The organism is Streptomonospora litoralis, assembly GCF_004323735.1.
GTDB classification, from domain to species: Bacteria; Actinomycetota; Actinomycetes; order Streptosporangiales; family Streptosporangiaceae; genus Streptomonospora; species Streptomonospora litoralis.
In genome coordinates this window covers 3,414,920-3,429,020 of the sequence record NZ_CP036455.1, presented here as the reverse complement: position 1 = coordinate 3,429,020, position 14,101 = coordinate 3,414,920, and the positions used below count along the sequence as shown (strand labels likewise).

The window sequence follows — 14,101 nt, the reverse complement described above, 5'->3', positions numbered from 1 at the left end:
GTGAGTTGGAAGGAAGCCTTGCATTCACGTATGAGCAGGAGCACATGGTCGCTGGTGGTCGCAGGGTTCGCGGTGTCCCTCGGCTTGGCGATCGCCATCGGCTTCAGCGCGGACATGACCATGATCACCAGGCTCGGCTCTTCCGATGAGCCGCATAGTGACGCCGAGATGATCGCCGCGATCGACGTGCTCTGGGGGCTGCGGCGTCCGGTCGCGCTACTGCTTCCCACGGTCCTGGGGATCATCGCGATCGTCAAAGCGGTGCAGTCCCGTCGGACCGAAGGGCCTTCGGCGTCGTCGGTGATGGCCATACTCCTGGCCGTGAGCGGCCCGTTCATCACGACTGTCGTGTTCGTGGCCTTTTATACGTTCGGAGTGCACACGGCACTCATGGCAGGTGACATGTGAACCCCTACCACCCCGGATACGCGCCGTTCCCCGCGCCTCCCGGACACGCCGACCGCGCCCGCCTTCCAGGGATCGCCGGGCTCTGCTGCGCCATCGCGCTGTTCATCGCCTTCGCCGTGACCTCGTCGCTGGCGGTGCAAGTCGGCGCCGTGCTCGTGTTCGGCGTGCCCGCGCTGGTGCTGTGCGCCGTGAGCTTCCGGTGTCCGGGGAACCGGGTCTGGGCCGGACTGGCCTTCGTCGTCATGATGGCCGCGCCCGTTGTGAGCGCGCTGGTCGAGTACGCCGCGGCCGTGGCCGCAATCGAATAGGGGCGTTCACCGCCCGCTGCCCGGCGGTCTCCGCCCAAGGCGCACCAGCTCCGCCGGCCCCCCGGTGCCGCGTCGCGGCGGAGCTAATCGTGGACGTGCTGGTTGCGGTAGTTGCGCAGGCGGCTAGAGCAGGAGGTCTCCGGACCGCGGTCGCAGCTGCGCACAAGGCCTGCACAAGGCCGCACAACAGACCCGAGCCGCCTTCCGCCGCCTTCTGCCGCCTTCCGCCGCGCCGCTGCGGCGTCCGCTGCGGGCCGGGGGCGCCGGATCCCTGCGGACCGGGACCCTGAGTAGGGATACTCAAGCCGCACTCGGGACCTACACGATGGGATGTGGGAGACCGGGCGGAACCGGTCGCGCGCGGATCGAGGAGGAGGGATCAGGTGAGCGAGTCGAAGCCCCGCGAAGCGGCGCTGCGCGGCCTCGTCGACCGGGGCGTGCTCTCGCCGGCGCAGGCCGAGGAGGTGCGGATCGCGCTGGACGCGGCCGCACCCGGGCGCGGCGGCGTGCGCTGGATGGAGATCGCCGGATACATCGGCGGCGGTCTGGTGCTGGCCGGGGCGGTGGCACTGGCCGCAGCGTCCTGGGAGGAGCTCTCCGACGACGCCCGCATCGCACTCCTGGCGGTGCTGGCCGTCGTCGCCGTCGGCGCCGCCGTGTTCATGGCCGGCGGCCCCCACCGGATGCGGGGCCGGAGCAACCGCGTTCCCACGGTCCGCCGCCGCATCGCCGGGGTGCTGCTGGCGCTCGCGTCGGCGCTGGGCGCCTTCGCCGTGGGCGTGGCCGTGGACGGCGAGCTCATGTACCTACCGCCGCTGGTCGGACTGGCGATCGCCGCCGCCGGTTATGCGGCGCTGCCTTCGGCCGTGGGCCAGGTGACGGTGTGGGGGATGGGTGTCGGCCTCGTCGGGTCGCTGGTCGAGGAGATCATGCCCGACCGCAGCGACTACAGCCTGGTGCTGGGCGCCGCATGGATGGGCTTGGGTCTGGTGTGGGCGGTGCTGTCCTCGCTGGGCGTCGCGGCCGAGCGCCGACTGGGCCTGGGGCTGGGCGCGGGGCTGGCGCTGGCGGCCTGCCAGACCCTGCTGGCCTGGAGCGACAACAGTGCCTGGGGATACGGCAGCACGCTGGCGGTGGCCGCGCTGTGCATCGCCTACTACACCCGGGAGCGGGCCGCGGTGCTGCTGGTGCTGGGCATCGCGGGCGTGACCGTCGGAGTGCCGGAGCTGGTGTGGGACGTCACCGACGGCGCGATCGCGGTGGCGGCCGTGCTGCTGCTCGCCGGAGCCGTCCTGCTGGTGGCCAGTTGGCTGGGGCTGCTGCTGCACCGGCGCAACGCGGGCAACCGCCCGCCGCCCGGCGCCGCCGCGCCCGGCCAGGGCCCGCCCGAGGAGGCTTCGCCCGCAGCCGGTGGGCCGGCAGCCCCGCCCCGGTCCGGGCCGCGGTCGGGCCCTTAGGGTCCGCAGCGGCAGCGCGGGCGCCGCGAGGCGGCGGCATCCGCGGCGGACTCGGCACCCGCGGGGGAGCGCGGCGCGCGCCGGTGCGGCCGACCGCGCACCCCCGCCGCGGCTCCGGCTATCCGGGGCCCTTGTCCAGGCCCGCACGCCGCAGCGCGTCGGCCATGGCGCCTCCGCCGCCTCCGCTGTCGCGGCCGCCGTCGCGCCCGCCTCTGCCGCCGCCGCGGCCCTTGCTCTTGCGGCCGCCGCCGCGCCCTGTGCCGTCGTCCTTGCCGCCGCCGCTCTTGCCGCCGCGCTCGCCGGAGTCGGGATCGTCGTCCAGGCGCATGCTCAGCGCGATCCGCTTGCGGTCGGTGTCGACGTCCATCACCTTGACCTTGACGATGTCGCCCGGCTTGGCCACGTCGCGCGGGTCGCTGACGAAGCTCTTGGACATCGCCGACACGTGCACGAGCCCGTCCTGGTGCACGCCCACGTCCACGAACGCGCCGAAGGCCGCCACATTGGTGATGATCCCCTCCAGGATCATGCCGCGCCGCAGATCGGCCAGCGTCTCCACGCCCTCCTTGAACGAGGCCGTGCTGAACTCCGGCCGCGGGTCGCGCCCGGGCTTCTCCAGCTCGGCGATGATGTCGGTGACCGTGGGCAGCCCGAACGCGTCGTCGACGAAGTCGGCGGGCCGCAGCGATCGCAGCTTCGCGCCGTCGCCGATCAGCGAGGACACGCCGCCGCCGGTCTCGGCGACGATGCGGCGCACCACCGGGTAGGACTCCGGGTGCACGCTGGAGGCGTCCAGCGGGTCGTCGCCGCCGCGGATGCGCAGGAATCCGGCGCACTGCTCGAACGCCTTGGGCCCCAGCCTCGGCACCCGGTTCAGCCCCGAACGGGCGGTGAAGGGGCCGTTGGCGTCGCGGTGCTCGACGATGTTCTGCGCGACCGCGGAGCTGATGCCCGAGACCCGCGACAGCAGCGGCACGGATGCGGTGTTGACGTCGACCCCCACCGCGTTCACGCAGTCCTCCACCACGGTGTCCAGCGACCGCGAGAGCTTGTTCTCCGAGAGGTCGTGCTGGTACTGGCCGACCCCGATCGACTTCGGGTCGATCTTGACCAGTTCGGCGAGCGGGTCCTGCAGCCGGCGGGCGATGGAGACCGCGCCGCGCAGCGAGACGTCCAACTCCGGCAGCTCGCGTGAGGCGTAGGCGGAGGCGGAGTAGACCGAGGCGCCCGACTCCGAGACCATGACCTTGGTCAGCTTGCCCGCGCCCATCAGCTTGACCAGCTCCGCGGCGAGCCGGTCGGTCTCGCGCGAGGCGGTGCCGTTGCCGATGGCCAACAGCTCGACGGCGTGCTCGCGCACCAGCTTGCCGAGCGTGGCCAGCGCCTCGTCCCAGCGCCGCTGCGGCGCGTGCGGGTAGACCGTGTCCGTGGCCACCACCTTGCCGGTCGCGTCGACCACGGCCACCTTGACGCCGGTGCGCAGGCCGGGGTCGAGTCCGATGGTGGACCGGGTGCCGGCCGGCGCGGCCAGCAGCAGGTCGCGCAGGTTGGCGGCGAACACCCCCACGCCCGCGTCCTCCGCCTGCTGCCACAGCCGCATCCGCAGGTCGATGTCCAGCCGCACGAACACGCGGGTGCGCCAGGCCCAGCGAACCGACTCCACCAGCCACCGGTCGGCCGGACGCCCCCGGTCGGCGATGCCGAAGCGCGCGGCGATCGCCCGCTCGTAGGGGCCGGGGGCGGACGGGTCGTCCGCCGCGGCGTCCTCCTCGGGCTGCAGGGTGAGGGCGAGCACCTCCTCCTTCTCCCCGCGGAACATCGCCAGTACCCGGTGGGAGGGGAGCGCCGTCAGCGCCTCGGCGTAGTCGAAGTAGTCGGAGAACTTGGCGCCGTCCTGCTCGCGGCCCTCACGGACCGCGGCGGCCAGCCGCCCGCGCGACCACAGCCGCTCGCGCAGCTCCCCGACCAGGTCGGCGTCCTCGGTGAAGCGCTCCACCAGGATCGCCCGGGCGCCCTCCAGCGCGGCGGCGGCGTCGGCGACGCCGTTGTCGGGATCGGCGTAGCCGGCGGCGACGGTCTGCGGATCCTGCTCCGGATCGCCCAGCAGCGACTCGGCCAGCGGCTCCAGCCCGGCTTCACGGGCGATCTGGGCCTTGGTGCGCCGCTTGGGCTTGTAAGGCAGGTAGATGTCCTCCAGCCGCGCCTTGGAGTCGGCCTCGTTGATGCGCGCTTCCAGCGCCTCGTCGAGCTTGCCCTGGGAGCGGACCGACTCCAGGATGACGGCGCGGCGCTCCTCCAGCTCCCGCAGGTAGCGCAGGCGCTCTTCCAGATGGCGCAGTTGGGCGTCGTCGAGGCCCCCGGTCGCCTCCTTGCGGTAGCGGGCGACGAAGGGGACGGTGGAACCGTCGTCGAGCAGCCCGACGGCCGCGGTCACCCGGTGCTGGCTGACGCCGATCTCCTCGGCGATGCGCTGGTCGATACTGATCGTCACGTTGGCAGGTCCACTTTCTCGCTCATGTTCACCCGGTGCATTGTCCTGGCACCGGCGGCGGTTGTCACGCCGGTGCACGGCCGACGGGCGCGACCGCCGGGGCGGACGCTGCGCGGGGCCCGTCGCCGACCGCTTTTTTGGGGCGTGTGTGACCGGCCGGCGACCCGGCGTTTGAGGCGCTCCTGGTGTCCTGTGAGGGAGGAGGCGCGACCTCCGGTGGATTCGCAGGAACCTCGACGATGGGCGGGATGAGCGTGACCATTGATCCGACCTCGGTTCGCGACCTGGCCGCCATACGCGACGACATCGGCGTGCTGACCGTGTATGCCACCGCCGACCCGCGCGACAAATCGGCCTCGCCCGCCTGGCGCCTGGCCGTGGGCCACGCCCTGGGCGCGGTGCGCAGCCGAGCGGCCGCCGGCGACGGCGGCAAGGACCGTGCCAACGCCGTGCTCGCGCGCCTCGACCGGCTCCAGCCGGAGATCGAGTCCGTGCTCGACAGCGCCGAGTCGGGAGTGGGCAGGGCCCTGTTCGCCCCTGTCAGTACCGACGAGGTGCACACGCTCACGGTGCAGATGCCGTTGGACGACTGCGCGGTCCTGCAGTCGCGCCCCTACCTGCGCCCACTGGCCGGGGCGCTCACCCTCGGCGCGCCCGCCGGCGTGCTGGCGGTCTCCCACGAGGGCGTGCGCGTGATCGACCTGCGCTTCGGTGTGGCCTCGGAGGTGACCCGGCTGTCCTTCCAGCTCGACACCGACGACTGGCGCAATATGCGCGCCCCGGCCGCCACCGGCCAAGCCGGCAGCCCCTCGCGCGGCGCCAATGCTTTCGACCGGTTCGACCGACGCGTCGAGGACAACCTGCTGCGCTACCTCTCCTCGCTGCGGCCCCGCATCGGCGAGATCGCCGACGAGTACGGCTGGCGCTCGGTCGCCGTCACCGGTGACGCCCGCCTGATCGACGCCGTGCGCAAGGGTCTCGCCTCCTCGCCGGCCCGCCGCGACGTCGTGCTGCTGGACCGCGTCGCCGAATCGCTGTCGCTGACCGAGATCGCCGCTCTCGTACGCCCCGAACTGGAGGAGGCGCGGCGGCGGCGCTGCCGCGCCCTCGCCGAGCAGGCGCGCGAGACCACCCGCTCCGGCGGCGCGGGCACCACGGGCCTCAGCGACACCCTCGGCGCCTTCCGCGAGAACCGCGTCGCCCACCTCGTCCTGGACGGTATGCGCGAGCTGCGCGGACATCGGGCACCCGACGGCGGGTACTACCCTCATGGGGAGCTGCCGCCCGGGCAGTCCCACGACGCCATGGCGGAGGAACCCGACCTGGGTGAACGCATGATCGAACTGGGGTTCACCTCCGGTGCCGAGGTGACGCTGCTGCCGCCCGAAGCGGCCGCGGTACTGGCCGAGGAGGACGGCGTCGCCGCGCTGCTGCGCTGGTAGGCTCCGCGCCGAGCGCGGCGTCGGCCGGGCGGGCCCGGCCCGCGGGGCGCCGGCAGCCGCGAGGGGACCGCCCGAGGGAGGTGCCGGCGCGTGGCGTCGATGGGTCCGCGCGAGTTCCAACTCGTGCTGCTGCGGCGCATGGCCGACTTCCAGCCGCAACTGGTCGACCAGGCGCGCCGCGAGCTGGACGCCTCCCGCACCGAGATGCGCGAGGTCAACGCCCGATGGCAGGCGATGCTGCGCTCCGCCCGCGCGCCGGCGGGGCTGCGGCGCTACGAGACGGTGCTCGGGCCCGCGCATAGCACCGGCAAGCGCACCCTCGGCGACCTCGCCTGCGCTGTGCACCGCTGGCCGGTGCCGCTGTGGCCCGAACTGCGCTACGAGGTGGTGACGCTGCCGGAGGGCGCCCTGCTGCACGAGTGGCTGGTGCGCGCCGAGGACGCCCCGGCGCCCGAACCGCACGCCGTCGACGACCTCGTGCCGTGGTCCTGCGTGGTCGAGGACGTGGCCCGCGCGTTCGCGCCGGCCGTACCGATGGAGGGAACCGCGCCTGCGCGCTGGCGGCTGGCCTTCACCGCCTCGGAGGCGGCGGGCGACCACCGCACCTACTCCTACACCGCCGACTTCACCTGGGGACTGCTGCAGCTGGTGACCCGGGTCGGCGAGTCCCGGGGCGGAGGCGCCGATGACCGCTGAGGAGCGCGCCGCGCCCGCGGCGCCGCCCGGGGCCGGCGCTTTTCAGCGGTCGCCGCGGGTGCTGCGGCGGTAGCGCCGCCTCATCAGCGCCGCGACCGTCACGAAGATGGTCGGAATGCCGATGAGCAGCAGTGCCATGATGATGAGTTCAGCGGTTCCGATCTCCATACCGCCCGTCTACCCGCCCTCCGCACGCCCACACGGCTTCGAGCCGGCCGCCGCAACGGCCGCGACCTGCTCGGACAGCGGCGCGGCCCCCAGGCGGTTGTCGACGGCGAGGTGGTCGACCGGGGGCGGCTCGTCGGGGCGTACCCGCGCCACGAAGTCGTCGAAGCCGTCGAGTTTCCCGGCGTCGCGGGAGCGCCCCCGCCCCCCGATGCGGGCGCGCAGGGTGGCGGCGTCGCTGGCGACCCACACCAGGCGCACCGGCTCGCCGCCGAGTTCGCCCACCCACGCGCGCCACCGGTCGGCGTCGCGGATCCGGCTGGTGAACGGGGCCACCGGCATCACCGGGCACCCCGCGGCGCGGATCTGCGCCGCGGCGGCCGTCATCCCGGCGTACTCGTGCACCTTGATGTGCTCGTCGTACCACGGGCCCTCGCGTTCGCCGTAGGAACGGCCGTAGGCGGAGAGCACCTCGGCGGCGAACCCGCTGAAGAGCGTGTCTTTGTCCAGCAGCGCCGGCACCGGGTCCAGGCACGCCAGCAGCGCCTCGGCGACCGTCGACTTGCCCGCCCCGGGAGCACCGGCCACCACCCACACGGTGCCGCGGCCGCCGCCGAAGGCGCGGGAGCTCTGCGGAGAGTAGGTCACCCCCGCACGCTACCGCGCTGCGCCCCGGCGGCCCGGCGCCCGGCGCGAGCACAGCAGAGCGGGTGCCGGGCGAAGGCACCGCGCTTCACGAATCGCCGCCCATGATGTCGGGTGCGTAGTACTCGTCTACCGGGACCGGGCCGCGGTAGCCCTGGCACATGCACGGCCGGTAGCTCCCGCCGCTCTGGCCCACCCAGCGGCCCGGGATCACCACTTGGGCCTGGCACAGCTTGCTCTCCCGGTTGTGGAAGACCAGGTGGTGGCCGCAGCCGCAGATCGGCTGGGGGGTGCTGGGCTTGGCGGGGACGGCGGGCGGGGCCGATGGCGCCGACGGCCGGCGGCGCGGCAGCAGGCGGCCGATCATCACCCCGCCGAGAGCGAGTGCCGCCCCCAACACCAGGCTGACCGGTTCCATGCGCACCGCCCTTCCACGACCGTCTTCCCCATTGTGGCCCCTGCCGTGCGCCCTTAACCGCGCGAGACGCCGATTCCGCCTCCATTGTGCGTCCGATTCCGGCCTTATGCCACGGTCCGGCGCGCTCCCGCCGCGTCCGGACGCAACCGGAGCCGGAATGCCGCAGGACACCCCGCACAACCTAGGGAATCAGGTTTTTGTGCTGTTTTACCCGACCCTGACGGGGCGGCTGTGGATTCGGGGCGTCCGCGTCGTGCATCGTAAGGCTGGATCGAGTGCTGACAAAGAGGGGCGGGGAAACGCGCACCGACGTGCTCCTCGTCCTGGGGAGGAGCACGATATGCAGCGATCGCGGGTGAACGGATGGGCGATCTTCGCGGCCACCATGCTCTTCGTGGTCGGCGCCGTGAACATCGTGCAGGGCGTCGTCGCCATGTTCACGCCCGAGTACTTCGTCGCCGCCGAGGGCGAGATACTCGTCTTCGGCTACACGACGTGGGGGCTGATCCTGGGTATCTGGGGGATCGTCCTCGTCCTCGCGGGCGCCGCCATGCTTTCCGGGCGGATGTGGGCGAGGGCCCTGACCGTCGTCCTCGCCGCGTTGAACGCGTTCGCCCAGCTCGCGTTCATCGACTCCTACCCGGTGTGGTCCCTGGTGGTCATCGCGATCGACGTGCTCCTGGTCTACGGAGTCACGGCCGGCTGGCGGCACGGGCGCGTGCAGGAGGCCACCGGCGGCGCCGACGCCTACGCGGCCGGACGCGCCGACGCGCGGTCCGCGGCGGCCGACCGCGAAGCCGCCGGCGAGGGCGAATCCGCGGGCGAGGGCGTCGGCCGCGGCCGGGAGCAGGCCGAGGAAGCCGGCGGAGGCGGCACCCGCGAGCGCGCTCCCGAAGCCGGGGAGCGCGAGCGCACCTACGGCGGGGCCAGCACTCAGCAGGCGCGCCAGGCCGCCATGGAGCGCCCGCCCGGAACGCGCCCCGGCAAGCACGAGCACCCGACGAGCTGACAGCGGGCGCCGAGCCGCTTCCGCCCGGGAGCGGCTCGGCCCGCGGCCGTCGGCGGGAGCGTCCCCGACGCGGCCGCGGGCCGAAGGCGGTCAGGCCGCCCCGGTTCCGTCGCGCAGCCTTTTGAGCGTCGCGATGTCGGCGGCGTGCGGTTTCACCGGGCCCGGCGTCTCGCACATGACGGCGACCCCCGCGCTCACCGGATGGGTGAACAGCGCGCCGAAGGGGGCGGTGCCGATGTGGCCGGCTCCGATGTTCTCGTGGCGGTCCTTGTTGCTGCCGCACGGCTCCTTGGAGTCGTTGGCGTGGATGAGCCGGAGCCGCTCGGCCCCGACCGCCTCGCCGAAGGCGTCCAGCATCGCGTTCATCCCGGCCGGGGTGGACACGTCGTGCCCCGCGGCGAAGGCGTGCGCGGTGTCCAGGCACACCCCGGCCCGCGGGTGCCAGTCCAGCGCCGCGAGGTAGCCCGCGAGGTCGTCGACCGTCGCACACAGCACCTGGCCCTGGCCCGCCATGGGCTCCAGCAGGACGGGCGGCACGTCGTCGGCCGACTCCTCCAGCAGCGGCAGCAGCCGCGCGCGCATCCGCGCCAGCCCTTCCTCGCGTCCGCCGCGCACGGCCGATCCGGTGTGCACGACGACGCCGCGCGCGCCGATGTCGGCGCCGCGCCCCAGGGCGTGCCGCAGCGACGCCACCGAGCGCTCGGCGATCCCGTCGTCGGGCGCCCCCAGGTTGATCAGGTAGTTGGCGTGCACGAACACCGGCAGGTCGGTGCGCTCGCGCAGCTTGGCGTCCTCGTCCGGGCTGCCGGCCGTCGTCGCCCACCCGCGCGGGTTGGAGACGAACACCTGGACGGTCTCGGCGCCGATGTCGGCGGCATAGGCGAGGCCGCGGGTGGCCAGGCCACCGGCGACGGGCACATGGGCCCCGATCGGGGATTCAGCGAGATCAGTCATGGTCGGCCTCAGCTTAGGGCCTGTGGGCACCGGGCATGATGGAGGGCATGACGAAAAGCCGGTTCGTGCCCGACTGGCGCCGTGTCGGGCGCGGCGCCGCCGTCGGCTGCGCAGCGACCGGGGTCGTGGGACTGCTCGCCTACGGCGGCGTGTCGCTGATCGGTTCGCAGGCCGGCGGCGATGTGGTGGGCGCCAACATCGGGCTCGGCATCGGAGCGATGGCGCTGCGGCTGGTGGTTACGCCGCTGGTGGGGTGGTGGCTCCTGCGGCTGCTCAAGGTGCCGCGGGCCGGGTTGGCGACCGTCTTGGGGCTGGTGTGCTACCTCATCCTGGCCCCGCTCGGCTGGGGCGATCCCGCGCTGCCGGGCGTCGCCCGGGCGTGGCTGGTGCTGGGCGGTCTCTCCGGCGCGATCGGTGTCTACGCCGCCGGCTGCATCCGCCCCCGCGGTCGGGCCGCCAGCACCTGAAAGCGCGGCAGTCCGCCGGTGGGGGAGCGGCCTCCGCGGACCTCGGCGAACGCGCCCGGCCGATCGCGCACGTGCCCGCGACCGGCCCGCTAGGGTGCGGTGCGTGACCGAATCGCCAGCCGACCTCAGCCTGCACGATGTGACGCGCGCCTTCGAGGGCGTCTACGACCCCGCCTGGGCGGCCTCCTGGGACGCCGTGGGACTGGTGTGCGGCGAGCCCGCCCAGCCGGTGCGCCGCGTCCTCTTCGCCGTCGACCCCGTGGCCGAAGTGGTCGAAGAGGCCCGGGAATGGGGCGCCGACCTCGTCATCACCCACCACCCGCTGCTGCTGCGCGGTGTCACCGGCGTCGCCGCCACCACGCCCAAGGGTCGGCTCGTGCACCGGCTGATCTCCTCGGGCATCGCCCTCTACACCGCCCACACCAACGCCGACACCGCGGACCCCGGCGTCTCCGACGCGCTCGCCGCCGCCGTGGGCCTGCCCGGCCCGCTGCGCCCGCTCGACCCCGACCCCGCCGACCCGGCCGGGCGCCGCGGTATCGGCCGCGTCGGCGCGCTGCCCGAACCGGTGCCGCTGCGCGACTTCGCGGCCCGCGCGGCGGCGGGGCTGCCGCGGACGGCAGGCGGCATCCGCGTCAGCGGCGACCCCGAGCGCCCCGTGCAGCGTGTCGCGGTCTCCGGCGGAGCCGGAGACGCGCTGCTGGACCGCGCCCGCGCCGCCGGGGTGGACGTCTACCTCACCTCCGACCTGCGCCACCACCCCGCCTCGGAGTTCGCCGAGCACGGCGGCACCGCCCTCGTCGACACGGCGCACTGGGCGAGCGAGTGGCCCTGGCTGGCCGAGGGCGCCGCCCGACTCGTGAGCGCGCTGGGCGGCGAACGGGCTAACGTGGAGACCCGCGTATCAACGATCGTCACCGACGCCTGGTCACTGGCGCTGTGAGCCGATCCCTCCGCCGCCGCGGCGCGTGCCGCGCGCGGCGCCGCCACCGCTGCAGCCGCCGGCAAAGGAGCCCCGAACCCAAGTGAAAGCAGAACCGGCCCACCAGATGCGCCTGCTCGACCTCCAGGAGGCCGACAGCCGACTCGCCCAGCTCGCGCACCGGCTGCGCAACCTGCCCGAGAACGCGGAGGTCCAGCGCCTCGACGCCCGGCTCGCCGAACTGCGCGACCGCCGGACCGCGCTGACGACGGCGCTTTCGGATCTCGACCGCGAGCAGCGCAAAGCCGAGTCCGACGTCGATCAGGTCCGCACGCGCGCCGAGCGCGACTCCAAGCGCCTGGACTCGGGTGAGGTCTCCTCACCCAAGGACCTGGAGCACCTGCAGTCGGAGATCGCCTCGCTGCAGCGCCGCCAGAGCGAGCTGGAGGAGATCGTGCTGGAGGTGATGGAGCGCCGCGAGGGCCTGGAGTCACAGGAGGCCCAGCTGAACAAGGAGCTGGAGGAGGCCGAGACCGAACACGACGCGGCCGAGGAGCGGCGGGCCACCGCGGTCGGCGGGATCGAGGCCGACCGCGCCGCCGAATTCACCCGCCGCGAGCGCTTCGCCGGCGAGATCCCCGACGAACTCATCGCCTTCTACACCAAACTGCGCGACCAGCACGAGGGTGTCGGAGCCGCTCCGCTGCGCTACGGGCGCTGCGAGGGCTGCAAGCTCGCGCTGAGCACCGCCGAGCTGGCCGAGTTCCGCAACGCCCCCGAGGACGAGGTGCTGCGCTGCGACCAGTGCCGCCGCATCCTCGTCCGCACCGGAGAGTCGGGGCTGTAGGCGGCACCCGGCGGGCACGGGCGCACCGGGTGAGCCGGACGGGCCGGTCGGCGGAGGCGAAGCAGGCGAACGGGGCGGCACCGGCCGAGAAGGGCTGTGTCAGAGGCCGCCGCCGCGGACGATACGGGGTCCGGCGCGCGGACGCACCACGCGCGGCGGGGCCAGAGGAGCAGGAGGTGGCCGGGATGAGTCGGCGACTGGTGATCGAGGCCGACGGCGGTTCGCGCGGCAACCCGGGACCGGCCGGTTTCGGCGCGGTGGTCCGCGATGCGTCGACCGGCGAACTGCTGGCCGAGGTCGCCGAAGCCCTCGGCGTGGCGACCAACAACGTCGCGGAGTACCGCGGGCTGATCGCGGGCCTGGCCGCCGCCGGCGGTATCGCTCCGGGCGCGGCCGTCGAGGCGCGCATGGACTCCAAGCTCGTGGTGGAGCAGATGTCGGGCCGCTGGCGCGTCAAGCACGCGGCCCTGAAACCGCTCGTCGAGGAGGCCCGAGCCAAGGCGGCCGACTTCGCCGAGGTCCGCTACACCTGGATTCCGCGGGCGGACAACTCCCATGCCGACGGTCTGGCCAACGAGGCCATGGACGCCGCCGCCGAAGGCCGTCCGGTGCGCATCGGCGCCGAGGGAGCCGACGGCGCCGCGCAGACGGCTGCCGAAGATGCCGGGACCGCCGGCGCGCCGGGCGGTGCCGCGGAACCGGTCGGCGCGGTCGTACCCGCCGGCGGCGCCGGAGTCCGCGCCGAGCAGCCGGCCGCCACCGGGTGGGCGGCCCCCGACACCGCGCCGACGCGGCTGATCCTGCTCCGCCACGGCCAGACGCCGATGTCGGTGGAGCGGCGGTTCGCCGGTGCGGGCGACATCGGCCTCACCGAAACCGGGCACGCCCAGGCGCGCGCCGCCGCCCGGCATCTGGCCGCGGCGGGGGTCGACGTGGTCGTGTCCTCGCCGCTGCGCCGCGCCCGCGACACCGCCGATCCGATCGCGGCGGAGCTGTCGCTGCCGGTGGAGGAGGTCGGCGGGCTGCGCGAGACCGACTTCGGTGCCTGGGAGGGCCTGACCTTCGGCGAGGTGCAGGGCAGTCGGCCCGGGGAACTGCAGCGGTGGCTGTCGGACATCCGCGCGGCACCGGAGGGCGGCGAGAGCTTCGCTGCGGTCGCCGAGCGCGTCGCCGAAGCGCGTGAGAAGCTGCTGGCCCGCCACGCGGGGCGCACCGTGCTCGTGGTCAGCCACGTCACGCCCATCAAGGTCCTGCTGCAGCAGGCCCTGCTGGCGCCGCCGGAGGCGCTGTTCCGCATGCACCTGGACGTGGGGTGCCTGTCGCGGATCGACTGCTTCAGCGACGGCCCCATGCTCGTCCGCTCGCTCAACGACACCGGGCACCTGGGCTCCGCCTGACGCCCGCCGGTTGTGCCCGCCGACCCGGTGCGCACTGCGCCGGGACCGCGACCGGACACACAACGCGGTACAATGGGCACGAGGGGAGAGTCGGCCAGGCGGCCGCGGCACCGTGTTGCGGTGTCGAGGAAAGTCCGGACTCCACAGGGCAGGGTGGTCGGTAACACCGACCCGGGGCGACCCGCGGGAAAGTGCCACAGAAAACAGACCGCCACCGCCGCGCGGTGGTAAGGGTGAAACGGTGGTGTAAGAGACCACCAGCGGCCGGAGCGATCCGGTCGGCTCGGTAAACCCCACCCGGAGCAAGGTCAAAAAAGGGGACCGCGGTCCCCTGCGCGAACGTTCGAGGGCGGCCCGCCTGAAGTTCGCGGGTAGACCGCACCGAGGCTGTCGGCAACGGCAGCCCCAGATGGATGGCCGCCCGGTCCGCTACGGACCGACGAAATCCGGCTTACCGGCCGACTCTTCCCCGCTA

15 protein-coding genes and 1 other RNA gene are annotated in these 14,101 nt (G+C 73.9%); 11 read left to right on the top strand and 5 right to left on the bottom strand.

Features of this window, described 5'->3' with window-relative positions:
* The first annotated feature begins 30 nt into the window (after positions 1-30).
* The 3 genes from EKD16_RS14595 (at position 31) to EKD16_RS14585 (ending at position 2,173) form a co-directional block, all read left to right on the top strand.
* Complete coding sequence (locus EKD16_RS14595; protein WP_131098890.1) at positions 31-408, top strand: hypothetical protein; 378 nt, start codon at positions 31-33, stop codon at positions 406-408.
* Positions 405-716: a hypothetical protein gene (locus EKD16_RS14590; protein WP_131098889.1), complete on the top strand. Its 312-nt coding sequence runs from the start codon at positions 405-407 to the stop codon at positions 714-716. The genes EKD16_RS14595 and EKD16_RS14590 overlap by 4 nt, the downstream gene beginning before the upstream one ends.
* A gap of 383 nt (positions 717-1,099) precedes the next feature.
* Entirely contained in the window at positions 1,100-2,173 is a 1,074-nt protein-coding gene (locus EKD16_RS14585; protein ID WP_165498575.1) for a DUF2157 domain-containing protein, read from the top strand.
* A 118-nt stretch (positions 2,174-2,291) separates the two neighbouring features.
* On the opposite strand, the gene EKD16_RS14580 is transcribed toward EKD16_RS14585, so the two are convergent.
* Positions 2,292-4,664, bottom strand: coding sequence for a Tex family protein (locus EKD16_RS14580; protein ID WP_131098887.1), 2,373 nt, complete (start codon positions 4,662-4,664; stop codon positions 2,292-2,294).
* Positions 4,665-4,912: 248 nt separating this feature from the next.
* On the opposite strand from EKD16_RS14580, the gene EKD16_RS14575 reads away from it, so the two are divergent.
* Complete coding sequence (locus EKD16_RS14575) at positions 4,913-6,106, top strand: VLRF1 family aeRF1-type release factor (RefSeq protein WP_207391303.1); 1,194 nt, start codon at positions 4,913-4,915, stop codon at positions 6,104-6,106.
* A gap of 99 nt (positions 6,107-6,205) precedes the next feature.
* The gene (locus tag EKD16_RS14570) at positions 6,206-6,802 is read left to right on the top strand and encodes a hypothetical protein (RefSeq protein WP_131102566.1); all 597 of its coding nucleotides are present in this window, start codon (positions 6,206-6,208) and stop codon (positions 6,800-6,802) included.
* A 42-nt stretch (positions 6,803-6,844) separates the two neighbouring features.
* On the opposite strand, the gene EKD16_RS26380 is transcribed toward EKD16_RS14570, so the two are convergent.
* The 3 genes from EKD16_RS26380 to EKD16_RS14560 all read right to left on the bottom strand — a co-directional run bounded on the left by EKD16_RS26380 (position 6,845) and on the right by EKD16_RS14560 (position 8,030).
* The gene (locus EKD16_RS26380; protein ID WP_278248899.1) at positions 6,845-6,970 is read right to left on the bottom strand and encodes a hypothetical protein; all 126 of its coding nucleotides are present in this window, start codon (positions 6,968-6,970) and stop codon (positions 6,845-6,847) included.
* Positions 6,971-6,979: 9 nt separating this feature from the next.
* Positions 6,980-7,615, bottom strand: a complete 636-nt coding sequence (locus EKD16_RS14565; RefSeq protein ID WP_207391302.1) for an AAA family ATPase — start codon at positions 7,613-7,615, stop codon at positions 6,980-6,982.
* A gap of 85 nt (positions 7,616-7,700) precedes the next feature.
* On the bottom strand, positions 7,701-8,030 hold the full coding sequence (locus EKD16_RS14560) for a hypothetical protein (RefSeq protein WP_131098886.1): 330 nt from the start codon (positions 8,028-8,030) through the stop codon (positions 7,701-7,703).
* A gap of 340 nt (positions 8,031-8,370) precedes the next feature.
* Here EKD16_RS14560 and EKD16_RS14555 point away from each other — a divergent pair, with 340 nt between their 5' ends.
* Positions 8,371-9,039, top strand: coding sequence for a DUF7144 family membrane protein (locus EKD16_RS14555; RefSeq protein WP_131098885.1), 669 nt, complete (start codon positions 8,371-8,373; stop codon positions 9,037-9,039).
* Positions 9,040-9,129: 90 nt separating this feature from the next.
* Here EKD16_RS14555 and EKD16_RS14550 read toward each other — a convergent pair whose 3' ends face one another.
* Positions 9,130-9,993, bottom strand: a complete 864-nt coding sequence (locus EKD16_RS14550) for a deoxyribonuclease IV (protein ID WP_131098884.1) — start codon at positions 9,991-9,993, stop codon at positions 9,130-9,132.
* 47 nt (positions 9,994-10,040) lie between these two features.
* Here EKD16_RS14550 and EKD16_RS14545 point away from each other — a divergent pair, with 47 nt between their 5' ends.
* From EKD16_RS14545 to rnpB, 5 genes are all read left to right on the top strand, one after another.
* The gene (locus EKD16_RS14545) at positions 10,041-10,460 is read left to right on the top strand and encodes a hypothetical protein (RefSeq protein WP_131098883.1); all 420 of its coding nucleotides are present in this window, start codon (positions 10,041-10,043) and stop codon (positions 10,458-10,460) included.
* 103 nt (positions 10,461-10,563) lie between these two features.
* A complete protein-coding gene (locus EKD16_RS14540; protein ID WP_131098882.1) occupies positions 10,564-11,403 on the top strand; it encodes a Nif3-like dinuclear metal center hexameric protein in 840 nt (279 codons plus the stop codon).
* An 82-nt stretch (positions 11,404-11,485) separates the two neighbouring features.
* Positions 11,486-12,229: a zinc ribbon domain-containing protein gene (locus EKD16_RS14535; protein WP_131098881.1), complete on the top strand. Its 744-nt coding sequence runs from the start codon at positions 11,486-11,488 to the stop codon at positions 12,227-12,229.
* 185 nt (positions 12,230-12,414) lie between these two features.
* Positions 12,415-13,626 (top strand): bifunctional RNase H/acid phosphatase, encoded by a 1,212-nt coding sequence (locus tag EKD16_RS14530; protein WP_131098880.1) that lies wholly within the window; start codon positions 12,415-12,417, stop codon positions 13,624-13,626.
* 86 nt (positions 13,627-13,712) lie between these two features.
* An RNA gene (gene rnpB, locus EKD16_RS14525) (RNase P RNA component class A) lies at positions 13,713-14,096 on the top strand.
* The last annotated feature ends 5 nt before the right edge of the window (positions 14,097-14,101 follow it).

What these genes read in the sequence shown, in the direction of transcription:
- EKD16_RS14595 (WP_131098890.1), top strand. Translation starts at nt 31, where the DNA reads ATGAGCAGGAGCACATGGTCGCTGGTGGTCGCAGGGTTCGCGGTGTCC.
- EKD16_RS14575 (WP_207391303.1), top strand. Translation starts at nt 4,913, where the DNA reads ATGAGCGTGACCATTGATCCGACCTCGGTTCGCGACCTGGCCGCCATA.
- EKD16_RS14570 (WP_131102566.1), top strand. Translation starts at nt 6,206, where the DNA reads ATGGGTCCGCGCGAGTTCCAACTCGTGCTGCTGCGGCGCATGGCCGAC.
- EKD16_RS26380 (WP_278248899.1), bottom strand. Translation starts at nt 6,970, where the DNA reads ATGGAGATCGGAACCGCTGAACTCATCATCATGGCACTGCTGCTCATC.
- EKD16_RS14560 (WP_131098886.1), bottom strand. Translation starts at nt 8,030, where the DNA reads ATGGAACCGGTCAGCCTGGTGTTGGGGGCGGCACTCGCTCTCGGCGGG.
- EKD16_RS14555 (WP_131098885.1), top strand. Translation starts at nt 8,371, where the DNA reads ATGCAGCGATCGCGGGTGAACGGATGGGCGATCTTCGCGGCCACCATG.
- EKD16_RS14550 (WP_131098884.1), bottom strand. Translation starts at nt 9,993, where the DNA reads ATGACTGATCTCGCTGAATCCCCGATCGGGGCCCATGTGCCCGTCGCC.
- EKD16_RS14545 (WP_131098883.1), top strand. Translation starts at nt 10,041, where the DNA reads ATGACGAAAAGCCGGTTCGTGCCCGACTGGCGCCGTGTCGGGCGCGGC.
- EKD16_RS14530 (WP_131098880.1), top strand. Translation starts at nt 12,415, where the DNA reads ATGAGTCGGCGACTGGTGATCGAGGCCGACGGCGGTTCGCGCGGCAAC.